The sequence below is a fragment of the Blastococcus sp. CT_GayMR20 genome (genome assembly GCF_004570345.1).
In genome coordinates this window covers 31,820-53,980 of the sequence record NZ_SPQM01000002.1, presented here as the reverse complement: position 1 = coordinate 53,980, position 22,161 = coordinate 31,820, and the positions used below count along the sequence as shown (strand labels likewise).

Annotated in this window: 24 protein-coding genes; 11 read left to right on the top strand and 13 right to left on the bottom strand. The window is 72.3% G+C overall.

Annotation, left to right across the window (positions count from 1 at the left end):
* Nucleotides 1-15: 15 nt before the first annotated feature.
* A complete protein-coding gene (locus E4P40_RS00850) occupies nt 16-2,373 on the bottom strand; it encodes an arylsulfatase (protein ID WP_135156700.1) in 2,358 nt (785 codons plus the stop codon).
* A gap of 219 nt (nt 2,374-2,592) precedes the next feature.
* On the opposite strand from E4P40_RS00850, the gene E4P40_RS00845 reads away from it, so the two are divergent.
* Nucleotides 2,593-3,255: a DUF308 domain-containing protein gene (locus E4P40_RS00845; protein ID WP_167762065.1), complete on the top strand. Its 663-nt coding sequence runs from the start codon at nt 2,593-2,595 to the stop codon at nt 3,253-3,255.
* 10 nt (nt 3,256-3,265) lie between these two features.
* Here E4P40_RS00845 and E4P40_RS00840 read toward each other — a convergent pair whose 3' ends face one another.
* The 5 genes from E4P40_RS00840 to E4P40_RS00820 all read right to left on the bottom strand — a co-directional run bounded on the left by E4P40_RS00840 (nt 3,266) and on the right by E4P40_RS00820 (nt 6,683).
* Nucleotides 3,266-3,784: an RDD family protein gene (locus E4P40_RS00840; protein WP_209305149.1), complete on the bottom strand. Its 519-nt coding sequence runs from the start codon at nt 3,782-3,784 to the stop codon at nt 3,266-3,268.
* Between the two features lie 115 nt (nt 3,785-3,899).
* Nucleotides 3,900-5,318 carry a hypothetical protein gene (locus tag E4P40_RS00835; RefSeq protein WP_135156695.1) on the bottom strand — a complete coding sequence of 473 codons (1,419 nt, stop codon included), beginning with the start codon at nt 5,316-5,318 and terminating at the stop codon, nt 3,900-3,902.
* A 32-nt stretch (nt 5,319-5,350) separates the two neighbouring features.
* On the bottom strand, nt 5,351-5,623 hold the full coding sequence (locus tag E4P40_RS00830; RefSeq protein WP_135156693.1) for an amphi-Trp domain-containing protein: 273 nt from the start codon (nt 5,621-5,623) through the stop codon (nt 5,351-5,353).
* 3 nt (nt 5,624-5,626) lie between these two features.
* Nucleotides 5,627-6,202, bottom strand: a complete 576-nt coding sequence (locus E4P40_RS00825; protein WP_167762064.1) for a DUF308 domain-containing protein — start codon at nt 6,200-6,202, stop codon at nt 5,627-5,629.
* Nucleotides 6,203-6,305: 103 nt separating this feature from the next.
* Complete coding sequence (locus E4P40_RS00820; RefSeq protein ID WP_135156689.1) at nt 6,306-6,683, bottom strand: SHOCT domain-containing protein; 378 nt, start codon at nt 6,681-6,683, stop codon at nt 6,306-6,308.
* 259 nt (nt 6,684-6,942) lie between these two features.
* Between E4P40_RS00820 and E4P40_RS00815 the strand changes: the two genes are divergently transcribed.
* The 4 genes from E4P40_RS00815 to E4P40_RS00800 all read left to right on the top strand — a co-directional run bounded on the left by E4P40_RS00815 (nt 6,943) and on the right by E4P40_RS00800 (nt 12,270).
* Nucleotides 6,943-8,283, top strand: a complete 1,341-nt coding sequence (locus E4P40_RS00815) for a cation:proton antiporter (protein WP_135156687.1) — start codon at nt 6,943-6,945, stop codon at nt 8,281-8,283.
* Nucleotides 8,280-10,019, top strand: coding sequence for a SulP family inorganic anion transporter (locus E4P40_RS00810; RefSeq protein WP_135156685.1), 1,740 nt, complete (start codon nt 8,280-8,282; stop codon nt 10,017-10,019). Before E4P40_RS00815 ends, E4P40_RS00810 begins: the two co-directional genes overlap by 4 nt.
* A gap of 117 nt (nt 10,020-10,136) precedes the next feature.
* Nucleotides 10,137-11,000 (top strand): formylglycine-generating enzyme family protein, encoded by an 864-nt coding sequence (locus E4P40_RS00805; RefSeq protein WP_245160074.1) that lies wholly within the window; start codon nt 10,137-10,139, stop codon nt 10,998-11,000.
* 28 nt (nt 11,001-11,028) lie between these two features.
* The gene (locus tag E4P40_RS00800) at nt 11,029-12,270 is read left to right on the top strand and encodes a DUF2254 family protein (protein WP_167762063.1); all 1,242 of its coding nucleotides are present in this window, start codon (nt 11,029-11,031) and stop codon (nt 12,268-12,270) included.
* A 9-nt stretch (nt 12,271-12,279) separates the two neighbouring features.
* Here the strand turns inward: E4P40_RS00800 and E4P40_RS00795 are convergent, their stop codons facing one another.
* The 4 genes from E4P40_RS00795 to E4P40_RS00780 form a co-directional block, all read right to left on the bottom strand.
* Nucleotides 12,280-12,642 (bottom strand): hypothetical protein, encoded by a 363-nt coding sequence (locus E4P40_RS00795; RefSeq protein WP_135156679.1) that lies wholly within the window; start codon nt 12,640-12,642, stop codon nt 12,280-12,282.
* A gap of 155 nt (nt 12,643-12,797) precedes the next feature.
* Nucleotides 12,798-13,652 carry a YhjD/YihY/BrkB family envelope integrity protein gene (locus E4P40_RS00790; protein ID WP_167762062.1) on the bottom strand — a complete coding sequence of 285 codons (855 nt, stop codon included), beginning with the start codon at nt 13,650-13,652 and terminating at the stop codon, nt 12,798-12,800.
* 94 nt (nt 13,653-13,746) lie between these two features.
* Nucleotides 13,747-15,189: a DUF2252 domain-containing protein gene (locus tag E4P40_RS00785; protein WP_135156675.1), complete on the bottom strand. Its 1,443-nt coding sequence runs from the start codon at nt 15,187-15,189 to the stop codon at nt 13,747-13,749.
* A 75-nt stretch (nt 15,190-15,264) separates the two neighbouring features.
* Nucleotides 15,265-15,762, bottom strand: a complete 498-nt coding sequence (locus E4P40_RS00780) for a DUF1269 domain-containing protein (protein ID WP_135156673.1) — start codon at nt 15,760-15,762, stop codon at nt 15,265-15,267.
* A 195-nt stretch (nt 15,763-15,957) separates the two neighbouring features.
* Between E4P40_RS00780 and E4P40_RS00775 the strand changes: the two genes are divergently transcribed.
* The 4 genes from E4P40_RS00775 to E4P40_RS00760 all read left to right on the top strand — a co-directional run bounded on the left by E4P40_RS00775 (nt 15,958) and on the right by E4P40_RS00760 (nt 18,637).
* Complete coding sequence (locus E4P40_RS00775; RefSeq protein WP_135156671.1) at nt 15,958-16,842, top strand: hypothetical protein; 885 nt, start codon at nt 15,958-15,960, stop codon at nt 16,840-16,842.
* A gap of 119 nt (nt 16,843-16,961) precedes the next feature.
* Complete coding sequence (locus tag E4P40_RS00770; RefSeq protein WP_209305148.1) at nt 16,962-17,420, top strand: hypothetical protein; 459 nt, start codon at nt 16,962-16,964, stop codon at nt 17,418-17,420.
* A gap of 72 nt (nt 17,421-17,492) precedes the next feature.
* Complete coding sequence (locus E4P40_RS00765) at nt 17,493-18,077, top strand: hypothetical protein (RefSeq protein WP_135156669.1); 585 nt, start codon at nt 17,493-17,495, stop codon at nt 18,075-18,077.
* A gap of 23 nt (nt 18,078-18,100) precedes the next feature.
* A complete protein-coding gene (locus tag E4P40_RS00760; protein WP_209305147.1) occupies nt 18,101-18,637 on the top strand; it encodes a potassium channel family protein in 537 nt (178 codons plus the stop codon).
* Nucleotides 18,638-18,649: 12 nt separating this feature from the next.
* Here the strand turns inward: E4P40_RS00760 and E4P40_RS00755 are convergent, their stop codons facing one another.
* The 3 genes from E4P40_RS00755 to E4P40_RS27860 form a co-directional block, all read right to left on the bottom strand.
* Nucleotides 18,650-18,943 (bottom strand): LapA family protein, encoded by a 294-nt coding sequence (locus E4P40_RS00755; protein WP_135156667.1) that lies wholly within the window; start codon nt 18,941-18,943, stop codon nt 18,650-18,652.
* 89 nt (nt 18,944-19,032) lie between these two features.
* On the bottom strand, nt 19,033-19,476 hold the full coding sequence (locus E4P40_RS00750) for a VOC family protein (RefSeq protein ID WP_135156665.1): 444 nt from the start codon (nt 19,474-19,476) through the stop codon (nt 19,033-19,035).
* A gap of 92 nt (nt 19,477-19,568) precedes the next feature.
* A complete protein-coding gene (locus E4P40_RS27860; protein ID WP_167762061.1) occupies nt 19,569-19,727 on the bottom strand; it encodes a hypothetical protein in 159 nt (52 codons plus the stop codon).
* A 479-nt stretch (nt 19,728-20,206) separates the two neighbouring features.
* Between E4P40_RS27860 and E4P40_RS00745 the strand changes: the two genes are divergently transcribed.
* Together E4P40_RS00745 and E4P40_RS00740 are read left to right on the top strand one after the other, a co-directional pair.
* Nucleotides 20,207-20,980, top strand: a complete 774-nt coding sequence (locus tag E4P40_RS00745) for a LuxR family transcriptional regulator (RefSeq protein WP_135156663.1) — start codon at nt 20,207-20,209, stop codon at nt 20,978-20,980.
* Nucleotides 20,981-21,160: 180 nt separating this feature from the next.
* The gene (locus E4P40_RS00740; RefSeq protein WP_135156661.1) at nt 21,161-22,141 is read left to right on the top strand and encodes a hypothetical protein; all 981 of its coding nucleotides are present in this window, start codon (nt 21,161-21,163) and stop codon (nt 22,139-22,141) included.
* Nucleotides 22,142-22,161: the final 20 nt, after the last annotated feature.

Sequence of the window (22,161 nt, the reverse complement as noted above, 5' to 3'; positions counted from 1 at the left end):
GGCCCAGCACGTCGGTCATTCCCGGGAGAGCATGGCCGCAGCTTCGCGCTCGAGGTCGACGTACGGCGTGCCGGAGACGTCGACGGCGACCCGGTGCAGGGTGCCGCCGGTGAACCGCCACGGCGCCTCGCCGGGGTAGTCGTCGGTGACCGCCTCCCCGCTGTCCCGGCCCACGGTCAACCCTTCGCCCGCCAGGGAGAAGAAGCCGGGCTGGGTGCGGATCGTGCCCTCACCCACCTTGCGGTCACCGTGGAACAGCGACAGGGTCCCGTGCGCGGTACCCGGAGGGTCCTCCGCGGACTTCTCGAAGCTCGCCGACAGGATCAGGTCCTCGCCCGTGGGCAGGTCCTCGGTCGCCTCGACCCGCTGTTCGGCGACACCGGCGAAGTTGTTCACGTAGCGAAGCCGGTTGTCCTTGACGTAGAGCGCGTGCCCGCCGAAGCGGCTGCCGTGCGCGAACAGCACGCCCTGCGCGGCCCCGTCGACCAGGTCTACCTGGGCTCCGATGCTGAAGTCCCGGTTCCGCAGATTGACGGCGATGTGCTCCGGGATCTCTGCCGCTCCCGGCCGGTAGACGTAGCGGTCACGGTGCGGGATGAGCTGCGGCCGGGGCGTGAGGATGATCTCCAAGGCGGAGCGGTCGTCGAGCGGGAAGGCGTGGTTGACGCCCGCCTCGTAGAACCACAGACCGATGAGCTCCGACAGCCGGTCCGGCTCCTCCGCCGCGAGGTCGTGCACCTCCGACCGGTCGGTGTCGACGTGGTAGAGCTCCCAGGTGTCGTGCGCGTAGTCGCCCCAGCCCGAGAGCGCGGGGTGGGTGGTGACCGCCTTCCACCCGTCGTGCCAGATCGCCCGGGTGCCGAGCATCGAGTAGAACTGCGTCCGCTTGGCCGACGGCGTGCCGGCCGAGCCGAAGCTGGACGCCATGCTGACGCCCTGGATGGGGATCTGGGTCACTCCCCGCACCGCGTTCGGCTGCTCCAGGCCGAGGCACTCCAGCACCGTGGGCACCAGGTCGATCGCGTGGTGGTACTGGTCCCGGATCTCCCCGCGGGCGGGGATGCCGGCCGGCCAGGAGACGATGCACGGGTCGCAGGTACCGCCGTTGAAGGAGTACCGCTTCCACATCTTGAACGGGGTGTTGAAGGCCATCGCCCAGCCGGTGGGGTAGTGGTTGTACGTCTCGGGACCGCCCAGCTGGTCGATCATGGCCAGGTTCGCGGCCAGGTCGTCGGGGATGCCGTTGAAGAACTTGTTCTCGTTGACCGAGCCGTTCGGACCGCCCTCACCGCTGGCCCCGTTGTCGGAGACGACGAAGACGAGCGTGTTGTCCAGCTGGCCGATCGACTCGAGGTAGTCGAGGAGCCGGCCGATCTGGTCGTCGGCGTGGGACAGGAATCCCGCGTACACCTCCGCCATCCGGGCGAACAGCCGCCGCTCGTCGTCGGAGAGGCTGTCCCACGGCTTCGTGTAGTCCAACGCGGGGAACGCCTGGCCGTCGGGGCCGCGGCGCTCGTCCGGCGTCCCGATCGGGTTGGCGGGCGGGAGCTCGGTGGCGGACGGGACGATCCCGAGTTCCTTCTGGCGGGCCAGGATCTGCTCGCGGGCGACGTCGTAGCCCATGTCGAAGCGGCCCTTGTACCGGTCCGCCCATTCGCGCGGCACGTGGTGCGGTGCGTGCGCGGCACCGAGCGCGTAGTACAGGTACACCGGTCGTTCCGGGGCGATCGTCTTGACGTCGTCGATGAACTGGATCGCCTTGTCGGTGAGATCGACGCTCAGGTGGTAACCCTCCGCGGGTGACGCCGGGGGGTCGACGGGGTGGTTGTCGTGGACCAGGTCGGGATACCACTGGTTCGTCTCGGCACCGAGGAAGCCGTAGAACCGTTCGAACCCCCGGCCGGTCGGCCAGTTTCGCTTCGACGCGGCGAGGTTCATCTCGTCCTGGGCGCACAGGTGCCATTTGCCGACCATCGCGGTGCTGATCCCGCGCTCCACGAGCACCTCCGGGAGGGTGGCGCACTCGGGCGGCACGTGCCCGTTCCCGTTGGGGAACCCGGTGGCCGCCTCGGTGATGCACGCCATGCCGTTCGTGGTGTGGATGCGGCCGGTCAGCAGGCAGGACCGGGTGGGCGAGCAGAGGGCGGTGGTGTGCCACTGGGTGTACCGCAGCCCGGCCGCGGCGATCCGGTCGATGTTCGGCGTCTCGATCAACCCGCCGTAGCAGCCGAGCGCCCCGAAGCCGACGTCGTCGAGCACCACGTACACGACGTTGGGCATGCCTGGTGGCGCGACCGGCTGGGAGAACGGCGCCCAGTCGGGCGTCGAGTCCCGGATGTCGAGGTTGACCACACCACGGAAGGGTTCGGACATGACGGCGCTCCTCACAGCAGACGGTCCTGCAAGGTTCGGCGGCGCCCGGCGCGCCGTCGCCACCCCCGACGGATGAGCGGTGCGGCCGACGCTCCGCCCGGGGCCGCCGACCTCGGAGCCGACCGTCTCCGCGGATCACCCACGGCGGGCGTGGTCCCTCCCCCACGAGACGGCGATCCTGCGCATGGCCCGTTTCGCTCAGGCAACCCAGGAGGAGCCATGGCCGTGTCGCCCACCGCCGCCGGTGCGGAGGACCCGGTCGTCGACCGACTGGCCGGCATCGGGCGCTCCCCCGCCCTCGTCATCGCGGAGGGCGCGCTCGGCACGGTGCTCGGCGTCGTCGTGCTCGCCTGGCCGGGCCCGACTGCCACCGTCCTCGCGGTGCTCCTGGGCGTCCACCTGCTGATCTCGGGGGTCCTGCAGCTCGTTGCTGCCTTCTCCGACGCCACTCGGTGGCGCGGCCTCTCTGCCGTTCTGGGAACCCTGTCGCTGCTGGTCGGGCTGCTGTGCCTCCGCGACCCGCTCCAGATCCGGGTGGTGCTCGGCCTCCTCATCGGGATCGCCTGGACGGTCGGCGGTGTGATCCGCGTCGGGCAGGGCATCGTCGCCGAGCGCGGCCCGGCGCGCGGCTGGCGCATGGTCTCCGGCGCCGTGTCCCTCGTCGCCGGCGCCGTGGTCCTGGTGTACCCGGGCGCGACCATCGTCGTCCTCACGGCGGTCCTGGGTGTCGTGCTGATCGTCGAGGGAGCCTGCCTGATCGCCACCGGCTTCACGATGCGGCGGAAAGAGCCCACCGGCACCGCTCAACAGGCGCCGCCGGTCCCGGCCCCGGGCCCAGCGGTCCCGGTCCCGGCGGTACCCCGGCCGCCGGTCCGGCTGTGAGGCGGACGGGTCAGGATCCGTCCGGCACCCGCACGTACGGCTGGGCGTCGTAGACGACCACCGTCCGGACCACGAGGTCGGCCACCGAGCGGCGGGTCCGGTCGATCCCGCACCAGAGCAGCCCGACCGGCCAGAGGACGCACACGAGGGCGCGCAGGACCGACCGGATCCAGCTCAGCAGCTCGAGCCGCGAGGACAGCACGCGCAGCCCGATCAGTTTCGAGCCGTAGGTCCGCCCGGCCAACGCCCACCCGACGGACAGGTACACGACCGCGACCGCCACGAGGACGGCGACCACGAGGGATGTCGTCGGCTGTGGCCACCGGAAGTCCACTGGGGACCAGAGGAACCGTGCGCCCGCGGCACCGAGATCGACCAGCGCGGCCAGCACGACGACGACGACCCCGTCGACCGCGGCGGCCAGCAGTCTCGTCACCACCCCGGCGCGGCCGCGGGGTGCGGTCGCAGCCCCGCTCGCTGGAGCTGCCACGTGCCGGGACGACGCCCCGGGACGGATCGGACCGTTCACCGCCGGACGGTCCCCCGGTAGCGAGGTGTTCTCGGGTGCGGCGGTCACCGTGGTCTGCGGCGGGATCCGTCCCGCACTGCCGGCGGGCGCGTTCCGGGACGGAGCGGCATGCGTCTCACCGGGAGACGACATCCTGTGCCCCTCCTCCACGGGGAGCGGGCGGCACCACGATCGCCGGCGGCGGGCCGGCGACGTCGTCCGCCGGGACGCTCCCCTCGGCCTCCGAAGGGGGCACGTCGCCGGGGCGGCCCAGGAACTCGATGAGGGCGAGGACGACCAGCAGCAGGGCTGCGATGACCAGGATGGTGACCCCTGTCGGTTGCTCCATGAACACGAAGGTCAGGACGGCGACGGCCACGGCGCCGATGCGCAGTCCCCGGAGGTGCGTCCGGACGAAGGTGGGGACCGGGCCGGTCACGGCCGGCCCGCCGCGGATCCCGTGCAGTCGCCCGGCCACGGAGCGCCGGATGCGCACCGCACTGTCCGACCGGCCCGCGAGGAACCCGGCGAGGGCGAGCACGAGTCCGAGCACGAGCAACGTCCGGAGCCCGAGCCGCAGGTAGGTCACGACGATGTCGAACCCGGACGCCGTGGCCGGGGCGGCGCCTGGCGGCACGGCCCCGGTGAGCAGGCTCCGCGCCACGAGCAGACCCGCGCCCAGCACCACCATGGAGAGCGCGATGCCCAGCCCCGACCCGACGAGCGCGCGGAACCGGTTGCGCGCCAGGTAGATCCCCACGGCGAGCAGGAGCAGCACGATCCACGGCAGCACGCGGGCGACGCTGTCGAGCGTGCTGTACGCCGTCTGCGCGCTCACGAGGGTGTCGGCCTTCGCCAGCTCGACCGTGGGATGGACCTCGGGCACCAGGCTGACCGCGGTCAGCCCCGCGTCGCTCAGCCGCTCCTTGACCAGGTCGATGAACGGGGCCAGATCCAGGAGCACCATGTCCCCGCGGATCACGACACCCTCGCCGTCCCCGGACAGCACCGAGACGGCCTGGCGGTGGACCACCCGGATGGCCTGGTTCCAGGCCGTGGCGAAGGCCGGACTGGCCACCAGTTCCGCGATCCTGTCGTGCACGAAGCCCGTCACCGCGGAGGCAAGGGTCGGGGTGAGCGTGCCCAGCCGGTCGGCCAGCTGCGGCGGCAGCCCCTGGGCAGCCAGGGCGTCGACGGCGTCGTCCGCGATCCTCTGGACGTCGACGTACTCGAAGACCGTCGCGGTGAGTCGATCGGTCAGCCTGCTCTGCACGTCCGGGTCGTCGACGAGCGGGCTCATCGTGCGGACGAAGCGATCGGTGTCGGAGACCTGGTTGTTCACCCAGACCGAGACGCCGGCCACCGGTGCAAGCACGCAGCCGAGGACGATCAGCACGGTGGCGGACAACGATCGCCACCGGAACGGCCGCCGGGGTCGGCGGCCGTTCCTGATGGACTCGAGCTCGCGGCGCAGCCGGAGGAGCTCGTCGCGTTCGTCCGCCGTCAGCGGCGCCCCTGTCGAGGGCTGGACCGCGGGCGTCTCCAGCTGGGTCATCGCCGGTACCTCCGTGATTCTCCGGTGTCGGGTCAGGCGCCGGCTGACCCGTTCTTGGCGGCGCTCGTCGGAGGCTTCCTGGCGTTGGACCACGAGAGCTCGAGCTCCAGCTCGACGCGGTCGCCGTCGACCTCCACCTCGGCCTCGAACCGGACGTTCTCGGAGACCTTCAGCTCCACCGTGCTCTCGGCCAGGCGGAAGGCGACGGTCCCGTCACCGCTCAGCTCCTTCGCCACGTCGGCCAGCCACTTCGCTGCCTCGGTACGGGTCATCCCGACCTTGTGCTCGATCTTGACGTCGGACATGGGTCAGGCCGGCGCGGAGGTGCGCGACCCCGACGGGAGGAAGGCCGCCACCAACAGGCAGACACCGAAGGTCAGGACCTGGAACGCCAGGATCAACGACAGGACGACGACCGTGGCCGCCGGCCAGGCCAGGGCCAGGATGCCGACCAGGACGTTGAATGCCCCGGCCAGAGCCAGCCAGCCCCAGCCGGGGACCTCCGCCCGGCCGACGAACGCCAGCACGACGCGCCCGATCCCATGGACGAGCAGGGAGACACCCGTGAGGACGGCGAGGGTCCACACCGTGACTCCCGGCCAGAAGGCCGCGAGCAGACCGCCGATGATCAGGATCGCACCGAGGACCAGGGACGACGCCCGCCCGCGCGAGTCCCATCCGAGCGCGATCTCCAGGCAGCCACTGATGACCAGCGCAAGCCCGAGGAGCAACGCCAGTGTCCGGACGGCCGCATACGGGTTGAACAGCAGGATCCCGCCCACCACGAGCGCGGCGACGCCGAACACCGCCATGCCGGTGCGGGCCAGGCCGGAGCGCCGTGCAGGTGGCGCTCCGGCATACGACGGACTCACGCCTGCGGTCATGATCTCGTCCTCTCCTGTCAACCGTCGAAGGGCGCGAGCGTCCCGCGGGCCGCACGCGCCCGTCCTCATCCCCGAGTGGTGAACTCCGGTGACCGTGGCTGGGTCAGACCAGAGCCTTCGTCTTCAGGGCGTCGTACTCCGACTGCGAGATCACGCCGGCGTCGAACAGTGCCCGGGCCTGGGTGATCTGGTCGGTGGGCGTCGTCCGGCCGGCGACCTCCCGGATGTAGGCGTCCTGCTGCTGCCGCTGCGCCGCAGAGGCGCGAGCGGACCGTTCGGCCATGCCGCCACCACGGGTGCCGATGTAGACCAGCGCGGTGATGAACGGGATGAACACCAGGGCCAGGCACCAGAGCGCCTTGGCGACGCCGGACAGGTCCCGGTCACGGAAGATGTCACCGACGATCGAGAACATCACCATCAGGTAGGCCACGAAGGCCCACGTGATGAAGATGAACCAGACAATGTCCCAGAACGACATCGCAGACTCCTTGGGTAGGGATGGCCGTTGCCGCGGAGTCTGGGTGCCGGCGACGGGCCGGCGCCTCACCTCGTCGGGATGACCCGGACGCCGGGCCGACCCCGGCTCGTCGCTGCTCACCCGCCTCGGATGAGGGCGGGCGGGCCGGTCCGCAGGACCCTCGCCGCGTGGACGACGACGAGCGGCGCTCCTGCCCGGTGCCCGGTCCTGACGACGGCGACCCCGCGGTCGCCGTGCAGCGCGGCGGGCGGATGACCTCATGAGCGCGTGGGCCGTGGTGGCCGCGGCGGGCTCCGTGGCAGCGGTGGCCCTGGTGTCGAGGCGGCTGGCATCGACCCCCGTGTCCGGACCGATGGTGCTCGTCGGGGCAGGCCTGGCCTGCGGCCCCGTCGGCCTCGACCTGATGGACCTCTCCCGTGACTCCGAGGCGGTGACGCTGCTGCTCGAGGTCGCGCTCGTCGCGGTCCTGTTCACCGACGCGGCCGGGGTGCGGTGGTCGATGCTGCGCCGCGACGACGCCCTGTCGCTGCGTCTGCTCGGGCTCGGACTGCCGCTCACGATGCTGGCCGGCGCGGTCGCCGCGTGGCTGCTGCTGCCCGGCTTCACCGCGTGGGAGCTGGCCCTGGTCGCCGTCATCCTGGCACCGACGGACGCGGCCCTCGGGCAGCCGGCGATCGCCGATCCCCGGGTCCCGGCGACGATCCGGCAGGGTCTCAACGTCGAGAGCGGACTCAACGACGGGATCGCGCTGCCCTTCTTCGTGGTGCTGCTGGCGGCGGCAACGGGGGACACCGGGAGCGCGGGGGCAGCCGAGGTCTTCCTCCTGGCGCTCGTCCTCAGTACCGCGGTCGGACTCGTCGCGGGCGGTCTGGGCGCGCGACTGCTCGCCTCGTCCGCGGTGCGGGGATGGATCGGTGACGAGTGGCGGCGGGTGCCGGCGCTCGCGTTCGCCGCCATCGGCTACGTCGTCACCGTGTCGCTGGACGGCAGTGGATTCATCACGGCCTGGGTGACCGGCCTGGCCTTCGGGGTCGTCTGGCGCCGGACGGTGCCTCCGCCCGCGTCAGCGACGACCGGCCCCGGGAGCGTCATCGGGCTGTCCGAGGAGCTCGGGGCCCTGCTGGCATCGGTGAGCTTCTTCGTGTTCGGAGCCGTGCTCCTCGGTCCCGCGCTGTCGTCGATCGACTGGCGGACCGGCCTGTATGCCGTCCTGAGCCTGACCGTGGTGCGCATGGGCCCCGTGGCCCTGGCCCTTGTCCGCAGCAGGTTCCGTCCGGCAACCGTGCTCTACGTCGGCTGGTTCGGCCCGCGGGGCCTGGCCTCCATCGTCTTCGCCCTGTTGCTGCTCGAGGACGGTCCCCCCGCGGCCGACCTGCTCGTGGACGTCGTCGCGCTCACCGTGGGACTCAGCGTCGTGCTGCACGGGGCCACCGCAGCCTGGGCCGCGGGCAGCTACGCCCGGTGGCATGCGGCGGCTGCGGCGACCGACCCGCACCTGCGGGAGGGACCGGCGGACGGACCGCAGAGCACCTCCCCCGACGCAGCGGCGGTACCGGTGCCTGCGAAGCCCAGGGATGCCGACCCTCGTGTGATGCGGTGACTGACGAGCCCCCGGCCGCGGCCGGGTCGGGGACGCCGGCGTCCGGCCTGCTCCGCCGCGTCCTGCCCGGCGCCGCGGACCTGCGTCACTACCGGCCCGCATGGGTGCGCCGTGACCTGCTGGCCGGTCTGGCCGTCTGGGCGGTCCTCGTCCCCCAGGGGCTCGCCTACGGCGAACTCGCCGGCCTCTCCCCCGTCACCGGGCTGTACACCGCGATCGGGGCCCTGCTGCTGTACGCCCTCGTCGGGAGCAGTCGCTACCTCCACACCGGGCCCGAGTCGTCCGTCGCCATCGTGACGGCCGCCTACCTCGGGCCCCTGGTCGCCGAGGCGCCCGAGCGGGCCGCGGATCTCGCCTCGCTGCTCGCGTTCGTCACCGCCGGGTTCCTCGTCCTGGGAGCGGTGCTCCGGCTCGGTGTCGTCGCCCGGCTCCTGTCCACCCCGGTCCTCGCCGGGTACCTCACCGGTTCGGCGGTCGTCATCGCGGCGAGCCAGCTCGGGAAGATCTTCGCCGTCCCCACCCCCGACGAGGCGTGGTGGCGGAAGGTCGCCGCGGTGGTTGCCCACCTGGCCGAGGCGAATCCGTACGCGGTGACCGTCGGAGCGGGCAGCCTGCTCTGCGCCGTCGCCGTCATGCGCTGGACCCCCCGGGTGCCCGCCATCCTCGTGGCGATCGCCGGCGCCACCGCACTCGTGGCGGCCGCGGGCTGGGAGGACCGGCTGCCAGTGGTCGGCTACGTGCCCCCCGGCGTCCCGCCCCCGTCCCTCCCCCGGGTCCGTGCCGAGGACGCGGTGGACCTGCTCGCCGCCGGCGGGAGCGTGGCTCTCCTCGTCTTCGCCAGCAGCATGCTCACCGCCACCGCACTCGCCCGCCGGGACCGGGAGACCGTCTCGCCACGCCGGGAGTTCCTGGGCTACGCGGCCGCGTCGCTGGGCTCCGGACTGATGCAGGGCTATCCGGCCAACGGCAGCGACTCCCGCAGCTTCGTGGTCGCGGACTCGGGCGGCAGGACCCAGGTGGCCAACGTGACCGCGGCCGGGCTCGTCGCCGTGACCCTGATCGTGCTGACCCCTGTGTTCCGGTACCTCCCGCAGGCCGCGCTCGGTGCCGTCGTCCTCCTGGCTGCCGTCCGGATGATCGACCTCGCCTCGTTGCGCCGGCTGTGGAAGGCCCGGCGGAGCGACTTCGTCCTCGCCGCCGTGACGATGGTCGGCGTCCTGGTCGTCGGCGTCCTCCCCGGCATCGCGGTCGGGGTCGCGGTGTCGCTGCTGGAGGTGCTCCGGCGCGCCGTCCTCCCACCGACCGCGGTGCTGGGGCGGGTGGCCGGCCATGCGACGTGGCGCGGCACCGCAGAGGCCGAGGGAGAAGAGCTGCGGCCGGTGCCGGGCCTCCTGGTGTACCGGTTCGATGCCCCGCTCTTCTTCGCCAACGCCGACGTCCTGCGTACCGAGATCGTGCGCCTCGTCGACGACTCCGACCAACCGGTCCGGACGGTCGTGCTCAACGCCGAGGGCATGGTCGACATGGACATCACCGGTGCGGAGACGCTCGCGGAGCTCGTCGACGACCTCGCCGGACGCGGCACACGGCTCGTCATGGCCCGGGTCCGCAGGACCGTACGGATGACGATGCAGCGCCTGGGGGTCGAGGAGCGGGTCGGCACGCAGAACATCCACCTGACCGTCCGGGCGGCCGTCCGCGCCGGCGCCCGCTCCGAAACCATCCCCGGAGGATGAGGCGGCGCCCCGTGCGCCGTCGATCCTGGAGACATGTCGGCACAGGCTGCGCCCTCCCCTCCCGTCCAGGACGGCGGGCACTGCTGCAGCCCCCGACGCACGTCACGCGACGCCGAGGTGACGACGTCCGTCCCGCCCCGGCGGCCGCGGGCCGGGAGTGCGCCGGAGCGCACCGACCTCCTCGGCCTGGCGGGTGGCACGTTCTGGATGGGCTCGGACGAGGACCGTTACCCGGAGGACGGCGAGAGCCCGCCGCGTCCCGTCACCGTCGACGCCTTCCGGATCGCGGCGCACACGGTGACCAACGCCGACTTCGCCCGGTTCGTCCAGGCCACCGGCTACGGGACGACCGCCGAGCGGGAGGGGTGGTCCTTCGTCTTCGCCGGCCTCCTGCCCGACGACCACGCCCCGACCCGGGCGGTGGTGGAGGCGCCGTGGTGGCGCCAGGTCCACGGCGCCACCTGGCTGCACCCCGAGGGGCCGGCGTCCCACGTCGACGGCCGGTCGGATCATCCGGTCGTGCACGTGTCCTGGATCGACGCACGGGCGTTCTGCAGCTGGGCCGGCGGCCGGTTGCCGTCCGAGGCGGAATGGGAGTACGCGGCCCGCGGCGGTCTCGAGCGGCGCCGGTACCCCTGGGGCGACGAGCTGACCCCCGGCGGAGAGCACCGCATGAACGTGTTCCAGGGCCGCTTTCCCGGGACGGACACCGGCGAGGACGGCTTCGCCGGCACCGCGCCGGTGGACGCGTTCCTGCCCAACGGCTACGGCCTCTACAACGCGACCGGAAACGTGTGGGAGTGGACCGCCGACCGGTTCGGCCCCGGCCGGCCGGGGCAGCGCGTGACCCGCGGGGGCTCCTACCTCTGCCACGACTCGTACTGCTGGCGCTACCGCTGCGCCGCCCGCTCGGGCAACACCCCCGACAGCAGTGCCGGCAACATCGGCTTCCGCATGGCTGCCGCCAGCGTGCCGTCATGACCCGGGGTTGACGAAGCGGTCCCCCGTCGTGCCCGCGCCTGCCACGACCGGAACCGGCGGACGCGCTCCGCCGCGGCGACTGCTGCGCGGCCGGCGACGGCTGCGCGCCGGTGTGGTGCAGCTGGTGTCCGCGACGCTGGGGCTTGGGCTGGGACTGGGACTGCCCCTGGTCGAGGCGGGGCCCACCGTCGAGATCGACCGGCTCTCGGAGCTGCTCTTCACCCTGGGCGTCGGGGTCGTCGGCGTGGTCAGCATCGTCTTCTCGCTGCTGTTCGGAGTGGTGCAGTGGTCGGCGAGCAGCTTCAGCCCCCGGCTCGACGTGTTCCGCGGCGACCCTCTCGTGTGGCGGACCTACGCGTTCGCCATCGGGGTGTTCGTCTTCTGCGCCACCGCCGGGCTCGTGAGCGGGAACGGCGGCCGGGTGTCGTTGGTGGTCCCCGTGACGGCGGTCCTCGGCGTGCTGGTCGCGTTGGGGCTCATCCGCGCCTTGCAGACCCGCGCCTTCCTCTCGCTGCAACTGGCTCACGTGCTGGACGTGGTGGCCGCTCGTGGCCGCGCCGTGATCACCGACCTCTACCCGCTCCGCTCCCCGACGGGTGAGCCCGCCCGCGCGACCGAGCCCGTACCGCCGGTGCGCCGCACCGTCACCTGGGACGGGCCGCCGGGAGTGGTCCAGCAACTCGAACTGCGCCGACTGGTCGACGCGGCATCCCGAGCGGACACGCTGGTGGTGTTCCGCGTCGGCGTCGGCGAGCGGGTGGACGAGGCGGCACCCCTGGCCGACCTCCGGGGAGGCGATCTTCCGGATTCCGTCGTGCGGGCCTCGGTGATCCGTGGCACCGAGCGGTCCTTCGACCAGGACCCCATGCTCGCTGTGCGGCTGCTGGCCGACATCGCGCTCCGGGCGATGTCACCCGCGGTCAACGACCCGGCCAGCGCCGTCGACGCGATCGACGCCACCGAGACGCTGCTCCGGGCGCTGGCCGCCCGGCAGCTCGACGTCGCCGACGTCGCCGACCGGACCGGAGCGCCCCGGGTCCGCCTGGTGCTGCCCCTCTGGGAGGACTACCTGCGCACGGGGGTCCAGGACCTGCTGCCCCCCGCAGCGGGCGCGCCGATGGTCCAGCGACGACTGCACCGACTGCTCGTGCACCTGCACGAGCTGTCACCGGCGCAGCGGCATCCACCGCTCGTCCGCCTCACCGACCGGGTCCGGGCCCAGATCGACGACAGCGAGGGCGCGCTGCGCACGGCGACGTCCCGACGGTAGGACTCGGGGTCAGTGCCCCTCCAGCAGCCGGCGGAGGTCCGACTCGAGCGACTCCCGGCCGGCCCGCCACGTCTCCAATGACGCCAGCAGGTCCGCGCACAGCCGGCCGAGTGACCATCCTCGCCACTGCTGACCGTCCAGGGCGCACATCAGGAACTCGACCCGTTCGTCCCCGGCGTTCGCCGGCCCCACGGGCGGGATCTCACCGACGTCCGACCCGGGCACGGTCCTGAGCAGCCGGACGACGGTGTGCCGGTCGACCGCGCTGACGACGCGACGGGCGACCATCCGGTCGGTGAGATCGCGCCAGGCATACGGGGCCAACGCCGCGGCCACCGCTGCAGCCGCCTCGTCGCCCGTGGGTAGAGGCACGCGAGAAGACCTTCCCCGTCATCGTCCGGGGGCGGGGCTCGCGGATTGAACTCGACCGCACGGCGTCCGGACGTCGGCGTGAACTACCCCGCCCGGTCGGCGGCACACATGGGGGCCGGCCGGCACGGGTGCGCCACGAGGGCACCGGCCGACGCTCAGGGCGTGGCCTCGACACGCTCCGGGAGGGGTCGTGCAACGTCCACACCTTCGTCAAGACCCAGTCCACGCCGGATGCGCCGCGCCCACGGCGCCTTCGCACGATCCAGTTCGACGGCGACAGCGGTGCTCGCGACCACGATCAGGGCGATGCACAGGAGCCATCCGATGAGGGCCAACGTCACTCCGAACAGGCCGTATCGCTCGCTGTAGGACTCGAACAGGGGCGGCATGTAGATCGTCGACGCGACCCCGTAGAGGCTCGTGCAGACCGCCGTCAGCGCGCCTCCGGGGAGCAATCGCCGCCAGGAGATCCGCCGGTCCAGCAACAGCCACGGGACCCAGGTCCAGACCACGAGGGTGGCGGCGACCGACACGGGTGCCACCAGGACGGCACCGGCGGGGAGCGACCCGACGAGTGTGCGCGCCAGGTACAGCAGACCGATCCCGAGCACCAGGACGACGAGCCCCAGGGCGGCATTCAGGGCCCGCCCGACTCCCGGTGAGGGGTCGAGGCCCCAGGCCTGCTGGTACATCCGCTGCAGCCGGCGGGAGAGCGAGACGCCCGAGAAGAGGAGCAGGAACACGCTGAACACACCGGTGGAGCTGCTGCCCGAGTGCGCGAACAACTGATTCACCGCGTCCGCGGACTCACCCGCCAGTTCGAACCGCCGGATGATCGCCGCCGCGACGACATCGCTGCGCTCGGCCGGCGCCAGGGCCGCGACCAGGAGCAGCAACGGGATCAGCGCGGTGAACGCCTGCGAAGAGAGGACGACCGCCCGGTCGAGGCCCTGCAGCGCGATGAAGCCCCGGACGCTGCGGCCGGCGAACGTCGTCTCCAGCCGGTCCACGAGCCGACGGAGGTCGTGAGCTGTCAGCGTCCCGCTCCTCCCTGTCAGAACTCCAGCTGGTCGGAGCCGCGGACGCGGCCCCCGGGAACGGCGGCTAGCGGCCCGCCTCCGCGACGACGCGGCCGGACGCGATGGCGTCCAGCAGGGCCCGGTGGTCGCGCTCGTTCTGGTCCGCGTAGGACTCGGCGAAGGCGCGCACCGCCTCGTCGAAGGACGGGCCGCCGCCGAGGTAGGCAGCGACCGCGACCGGGTCTCCGGCGCGGGCGTGAGCACGGGCGAGGGTCCATCCGCACAGCTCGCCGTACACCCGCATCCCCTCGGGAAGCATGGTCTCGACCTCCGCCGAGCCCTTCCAGTCGCGCAGCTGGCGCAGGTAGAAGTCGCGGCGGACGCCGTCGAGACCGGTCGCGCGGACCCACCCCAGGAAGATGTCGCTGACCGCCTGCATCAGCCGTTGCCCGACGACGACCCGCTGCCCGCCGTTGTCGTGCCGGCTGGTGCCGACGAACTGCTCGAGCGCCGAGGGGCCGGCTTCTTTCGCCTGGAGGAAGAGCGGATGGAGGTTGTCGTCCACGAGCAGCAACATCCACGACCGCGTTCCCACGCTCCCGACGCCGACGACCTTCCGGGCCATGTCCACAAGCCGGTAGCGGTCCAGCAGCACCCGGCGCTCCGGTTGCAAGGTGTCGCGGTAGTCGCTCAGCAGCCGTCGAAGGCCGTCCTCCGTCGCGTCGGACTCGGCGCCCCCGTCCAGCAGATCACGCACGGGCACGACCAGCGGCGGCTCGGCGTCGAGCCGGGGCACGCCGTCGCGGACGGTGGCGAAGCGGTCCAGCGCTCCCATGTTGTCCTTCGTCTGCGCCTTCGCGACCGTGCGCTCGATCGTCTTTCGCTGTCGGCGGCTCAGCGAGCCGTCGGTGAGCGCTGCGATCCGCTTCATGTCGGCGTGCGCGTACCAGACCTCCAGGGGGTCCATCCCGGCGAAGATCCGCGTCGATCGCCGGTACGCGGCGACCGTCGCGAGCACGGCCTCCCGGCGCGCCTTCGACGAGTAGCCGTTGGACCGCCCGGCGATCTCGATGCTGGTCGCCAGGCGCTTCACGTCCCACTCCCACGGCCCGGGCACGGTCTCGTCGAAATCGTTGATGTCGAAGACGACATGCCGCTCCGGGGAGGCGAAGAGCCCGAAGTTCGACAGGTGGGCGTCACCGCAGAGCTGGACGTCGATCCCCGATCGGGGTGTCCGCGCCAGGTCACTGGCCATCGGCAGCGCGGCCCCGCGGTAGAAGGCGAACGCCGAGGACGCCATGCGTCCGTAGCGGATGGGCAGCAGCTCCGGTACCCGGGTGGTGTCTTCTGCGATCAGGAGGGCCAGGGGGTCGGCGCGGTTCGCTCCGGCGACGAACTCCGCATGGCCGGAGCGCGGTACCTCGGCCCGCGCGGCCTTCCCCCGGGCGATCCGCTGATCCCGAGTGAGCCGGGCCGATGCCTCGGCACGGCCCGTCGCGGCGCGGGGGGCAGGAAGGGTGGTCGTCACCGGGTGTCCTTCTCCGAGCAGTACGAGGTGGGCCGGAGCAGGCCGGGGCCGATGGGCCCCGGCCCACTCCGCGGATCACGCCTGGACGGCCTCGGCGAAGGCCTCCCGGAGCTGGTCCTCCTGCTCCTTGGAGAGGTTGGTGGACACGAGGGTCGCGCCGCTGCTGCGGAACTCGTCGATCACCTTGTCGACGACCGCGTTCGACGTCATGACGAACAGCGCCGACGTCCCCGGGGTCACCTGGGCCCGTACCTCGCGGATGAACTCGTCGTCGATGCCGACGTCGGCCATCGATCCGGAGAGTGCGCCCATCGCCGCGCCCACCGCCATGCCGAGGAGGGGGACGAAGAAGATCAACCCGAACAGGAGGCCCCAGAAACTGCCGCCGAGGGCGCCGGCGCCGGTCAGGTTGTTGGCCTGCTCCGTCTTCGGCTTCTTCGTCCCCTCGGGCCAGTAGACGTAGGCGGCGTCGTTGATCCGGATCAGTTCCTCCTTCTGCATCCGCGCCAGCAACCCCAGAGCGTTCTCCGCTCCGTTCGCCGAGTCGAACTTCCACACAGTCAGCGTCGCCATGTCCAGCTCCTCCACGTCGTCGTCGGGCACCCGGAACCCGGATGCCCGTACCGCCCGCCCGCCCGCCGGGCGCGGAGGGCGATCACCGTCGCAGTCTGGGAACCGGCTGGAGGCCGGTCATCACCCGCGGAGAACGATTGCCACTCATCCCGTCCAGATGAGGACGCACGCGACGACTACCGGAAACCTGGTGGGGTGCACGTCGACCTGTGGCAGCGCGGTCCCCGGAACGACCTGACCGTTGCCGGTGGCCTGCGCGCGGCCGGCGCGGTCGGTGCCGGAGTCACGCGACTGGCCCGGGCCGCGGTCGTCGATCCCGCGACCGCGACCGCGGCCGGCGTGCTGCGACTGGGTTGGCAGCTGGTACCCGGCGTGTCCGGTCACCCGGTGCTCGCCGAACTCTCCGCCGGCGCCGAGCGGGTCCGGAACCGGCTCGAGCACGCGGTGGCCGACGCACTGCGCGCCCTCCTGCGGCGGACCGTGGACGCGGCGCTCACCGCGATCGACCTCACCGAGCTGGTGCGGGCCCACGTCGACCTGGACGCGCTCGCCGCGGACATCGATGTCGACGCCGTGATCGCGCGCGCCGACATCGACGCAGTTGTCGCGCGGGCCGATGTGGACGCGATCGTGCAGACGGTCGATCTCGACGCCATCGTCGGCCGCGTCGACGTCGAGGCCATCGTGCGGACGATCGACCTCGACGCGATCGTCGACCGCGTCGACCTGGACCGCGTCGCGTCGCGGATCGACCTCGACGCCATCGTCGCCAGGGTCGACATCGATCAGATCGCGTCGGGCATCGATCTCGACGCGATCATCGCGCGCATCGATCCCGACGCGGTGGTCGCACGTGTCGACGTCGAGGCGGTGCTCGACCGGCTGGATCTCCCGACGATCGCCCGTCAGGTCATCGAGGGCATCGACCTGCCGGCGGTCCTCCGTCAGTCGACCGGCGCCGTCTCGTCGCAGGCCGCTCGGGTCGTGCGCACCGAGGGGATGAACGCCGACGACTCGGTGGCCCGCTTCATCGACCGGGTGCTGCGCCGCCCTCGCCCGCCCGGCGCCGTGACCGCGTAGCAGCGTGGGGGGCGGGCTGCAGCTTCACCCGAATCGAATGACACCTCTGCAGCCACGGAGGGACACGGTGGCTCCGATCCGGGCAGCGGACCCGGTTCCTCCGAATCCGAGGAGCACCGATGACCGACGTTGGCTCGTCACGCCCGGACTACGACACGTCCCGCGTGGCCTACGGCAACGAACCGGACCCGACCGGATGGACCGGCTGGGTCGTGTTCGCCAGCTTCATGATGATCCTGCTCGGATCGTTCCAGGCCATCCAGGGACTGGTGGCGCTCTTCGACGACGGCTTCTACCTCGTGCGCGAGAACGGCCTCGTCATCGATGTGGACTACAACGCCTGGGGCACCGTCCACCTGCTGCTCGGCGTGCTGCTGCTGCTCAGCGGCGCGGGCGTCCTGACCGGCAACCTGGTGGCGCGCACGGTCGGGGTGATCCTCGCCGGCCTCAGTGCCCTGGCGAACATGGCCTTCATCGGGGCGTACCCCGTCTGGAGCCTGCTCATCATCACCGTCGACATCCTCGTGATCTACGCGCTGACCGTCCACGGCCGGGAGCTCCGCGACTCCACCAGGTGATCCGTGAGCCGGGTCTCGGCCTTCAGCGATGCCCTGGACCGAGCCGTCGTGTCTTCGAGGAGGGAGCAAGCCATGCTCCAGCAACGATCGATCACCCGGCGGGCGATCCGGCGCTTCATCCAGGGCTCAGGCCCTTCGACGCGGACGTCGGACCGCCTGGAGTTCCTGGCGCGATTCGCGCTGGGGGGCGTCTTGCTGTCCGGGGTGGTCGTGGCCCTCGCCGTCGCGACAGCGACGTCGACGCAGGGCCGGGCCGAGGTTCTCGCCGAGACCGCGGAACGGCACACGGTCATGGCCGAACTGCTGGAGGACGCGTCGCCGACGGACGGCTCGGAGGTGGGGCGGGCGACCGCGGTCTGGACCGGCCCGTCCGGCGCCGAGGACACGGGAACGATCTCGGTGGCCGTCGAGGCGGAGGCCGGTTCCTTCCATCCCATCTGGGTCGACCCGGACGGGAACCGGACGACGCGGCCGCTGAGCAACGGGGACGTCGCCGGCCGGTCGGTCGGGTTCGCCCTCCTGACCTACCTCGGGTTCTCGCTCGTCGCCCGGGGCGGTTACCGCTCCGTCCGCGCGCTGCTCGACCGGAGCCGGTCCCGTCAGTGGGCAGCCGAGTGGGCGGTCGTGGAGCCACAGTGGACCGGAAGGGTCCCCTGACGTCTCCCACGGAGAGGTGTGTCGTGGTCCTCGAGTTCCACCGTGGCCAGGGCCACGTGGGAGTGGCGCTGCGGACCGCGACGGCCGTCGTCCTGCTGCTCGTCGGCTACTATCACGCCCCCTTGGACCGGCCGCTGACCGTGACGACCGCGGTGCTGTTCATCGGCGCGCTGATGCTCGGCGTCCTGGTCGTCGGCCTCGAGGTGCGTGCCATCCTGAGCTCGCCGATCCCGATGGTCAAAGCGGTCCGCGTGCTCGCGCTGGGCCTCCCGCTGCTGCTCGTACTGTTCGCCGCGACGTACATCACCGTCGACGGCCAGCAGGCGGACGCGTTCAGCGAGCCGCTGAGCCGTACCGACGGGCTGTACTTCACCGTGACCACGTTCGCCACGGTCGGCTACGGCGACATCAGCCCGCAGACAGAGCTGACCCGCGCGCTCGTGACCGTCCAGATGCTGGTCGGGCTGGTCGCCGTGGGCGTGATCGCGAAGCTGGTGCTGGGCGCGGCCCGGATGGCCAAGCAGCGCAACACCGCTGCCGACCGCGTCTCCGAGGGCTGACGGTCATCGGGGCTAGTCGCGCCGGGCCTCCCGGCGGGCCTTCCGACGGCGGTGGCGCCGCAGGATGCCGAGCCCTATCCACACGATCGAGCCCAGCACCGCGACGACGATGGTGAACAGCCACAGCGGAACGGTGAAGCCCCAGAAGAGGAACTGGAGGGTGACGTCGTCCCGGTTCTGCACCATGAAGACGACCAGCAGTCCGCCGCCGGCCAGAGTGGCGAGCAGGCCGCTGCTGACGCCGGCGCTCGTGCGCACAGCATCCGGGCCGCTGGTGTTCGGGGCGCTGGGAACCTGCTGGACCATGACGACCTCCTCCGGCGCCGAACCGTAGGCGCGCCCGGCGGGACCGGCATCACCCCCGCGGGATGACCCGAACGGAAAGCGCGCGGGGATCAGCGGCCCGGCAGGCGCTGCGTGATCTCCTGCAGGACCCAGCCGTTGCCGTCCGGATCGCTGAACACCGCGTGCGTCCGGTAGCTCTGCGCGTCGGGATCCCGCCCGGGCAGGCGCACGCTCGGCTCGTCGGGATGGAACCGGCCCGCCGCCCCGTGGAAGACCTCGCTCACCGGAGCGCCGGCCTCGACCAGTTCGGCGCGGGCCGCCTCGATGTCGTCGGTGACGAGCAGGAGGCTCTGCTGGCTCCCGGGCACCATGGTCGTCACACCGACGCCGAAGCTGATGGAGCACGCCGATCCAGGCGGGGTGAGCTGGACGATGCGGAAGTCCTCGCCGCCGACGATGTCGGCGTCCTCACGCCAGCCCAGACCCTTGTAGAACTCCTTGGAGCGGTCGACGTCGGTGACGGGGAGGATGACGACCTCGAGCTTCAGGTCCACGGGAGACCTCCTGGATCTGGGGATCGGTACCGGGCGGCTGCCGAGGCCTGTCCACCATGTGGCACGTCAGCGGTCGCTCGCCCCAGGGGAAGTCACTGGGCCGCTGCCTGGTCCGACGGCGCGACGGACGACGTCGCCCCGCGGACCTGCCCATCCGTCTGGCCGTCGTTCGCCATGGCCCGGCGCCCTAGCGCCACGATGATCACCGTCTCGGCCACGAATCCGGCCCCCGTGAGCAGCAGCCAGATCACCGCGTCCCCTCTCCTCCACCCCGGCCGCGATCGGAGCCGGGGAGTTCCGCGAGCAGTGAAGGGGATGCGCGGACCGGGGGCTGGCTGCTGAGGACCGTGTCGCGACCTCGCCTGGTCAGCACTCAGCGTGGGGCGGCGCGCCGCGGCAGGGTGTGTCCGGCGCGGACGCAGGAGTCACGACGCGTGCGACGCCTGCCGTCGCGCCGGTGTCCGGCATCAGCACCACGACGGCGACGACGGCCGCCGCAGCCACGATCGTGGCCATCCCGGTGCTCGGTTCGTGAGGGCCGGATGCAAACACCTCGGGCACTGGAGTCGTGGGGTTGATCATGTTCTCGCCTGTCGGGTGGCGGGTGTGTCCGCCCCCGACGCTCCTCATGAGGGACACCTGGGGACATTCGCCTTCGGGCCTATATCCCTCCCTTTCGGGTCGCCCTAGGCTGGCGGCGCGCTTCCGGATCCCGTGAGGGGGACGAGCCATGGCTGCCGGTCATCTTCGGGAAGGCGACGCCGATCTGCTGCTGGCGCTCGTGGAGGACGCGCGGCACGACGACACCGGGGACCCGGTGCCGTGGGCGCTCCTCGAGGGGCTGCAGGAGCTCGTCCCCTGCGACGAGTGGGTGAGCTTCCAGCACCACGACTTCGGGCACTCGGAGACGCTGCTCATCCAGGGCGTCGACGAGGACGGCGCGCACGAGACGGTGGACCTTCGCGACCCGATGTGCGGGGCCGAGCAGTTCTGGTCGACCTGGTGGACGGGACCGTGCTCGTGGCCCCAGCGGACGGGCGACCTGCGCCACATCCTGCTGTCGACCGACCTCTGCCCGACCGAACGGGATCGGCTCGCTCGCGAGTACGACCCCGACATCCGGTACAACATCTCCGTCAGCCTGCCCGCGGCCCCCGGCGAGGCCCGCCGCTTCGAGTTCATGCGCGGGGACGGGCCCGCATTCTCCGAGCGCGACCGCCAGCTGATGGTCCTGCTCCGACCGCACCTGGTCGAGATCCTCAGCGACGCCCAACGGCGTCGTTCCGGCGCTCCTCACCTCACGGACCGGGAGGGGGAGGTGCTCGCACTGGCGGCCGCCGGTCTGCCCTACGACGAGATCGCGCGCGAGCTCTTCGTCACCCGAGGAACGGTCCGCAAGCACATGGAGAACATCCGCACGCGCCTCGGCGTCCACAGCATGCGGGCCGCCGCCGCCCTTGCCCTGCCCCACGCGCCATCGAGGATCCGCGGCGGCCCCGGCTGAGCATCCTGTGACCTCGTCCCGGTCACGCCCGGTCACCGCACGATCCGAGTCGGACGAGTACGCGCCGAACCGGATGCTCTGCGGCTGGCGACCCAGCCGAACCGTGGCTCGCCCGGTAGACCGCATCCGTCCGTAACCCGGACGATGCACGGAGCCGAACCGAGGCATGGGAGTGGGTCGATGGGCAGGCACCGCGCGCCGAACCGCCCGTTCCCGATCATCTCCGCCCTCGGCGGCAGCGCCGGCGCCCTCACCGCCGCCGCCCTGCTCGCCATCCTCGAGACGACGGCCGTGCCCAGGGTCGAGGGCACGCTGGCCGCCAGCACCCGGACCGCTGAGCAGGCGTCGCCGACGGGGACGGAGTTCGACTGGATCGCCGGTCCGCTGGAGATGCCAGCGATCGGTGTCGTGGCCCCGGGCTTCGACGAGTGGTACGCGACGGTTGCCGTCGGCGCCTTCCCGCCGGCGCTCGTCCCGGTGGCGGCGCTGTCCACCATCACCACCCCTTCGGCGGTCGCCCTGGCCGAGCCGACCGTGCCGATCGTCGGTCCGGTGGCCGACCCGCTGCCCCCGGCCGCTCCCGTCGTCCCGGGCCAGGCCCCCGCAGCGCCCGTCCTCCCGGGCGAGACCGCCACAGGGCCGGTCGTCACGGGCGAGACCCCCGCAGGGCCCGTCGTCCCGGGTGCATCCGGGACGCCGACCACGCCGACCACGCCGACCACGCCGACGACCCCGAGCACGAGCACGAGCACGAGCACCGACGGTCCGGACGAGGACGAGGAACCGCCGTCCTCCGTCGCCCCTGAGACGCCGGGCGTGCCGTCGACGACTCCTCAGCCGCCGGACACCACCCCGACCACTCCCCCGAAGCCCGAGCCGTGCACGCCCGCCGAGCCGGGCACCGCGGACGGCGCGACCGCCACGGACGAGGTGCCGCCGACCGATCCGACCACCCCCGCGGAACCGACCTGCGTGCCGAACCCCACGTGCGTGGAGCCGGACGCCGGGACGCCTCCGCCGGCCGCCGGCACGGCGACGACCGGGACGGCATCGCCCACCGGCACGGTGGACCCGGCGGACCCGGTCGCGCAGCCGTGCGCCGAGGAGCCTCCGGCCGAGGGCACGCCCGCCACGCCCACGGCGACGCCCGCTGCCGGCTGACGTCTACCTCGCGGCCCGCG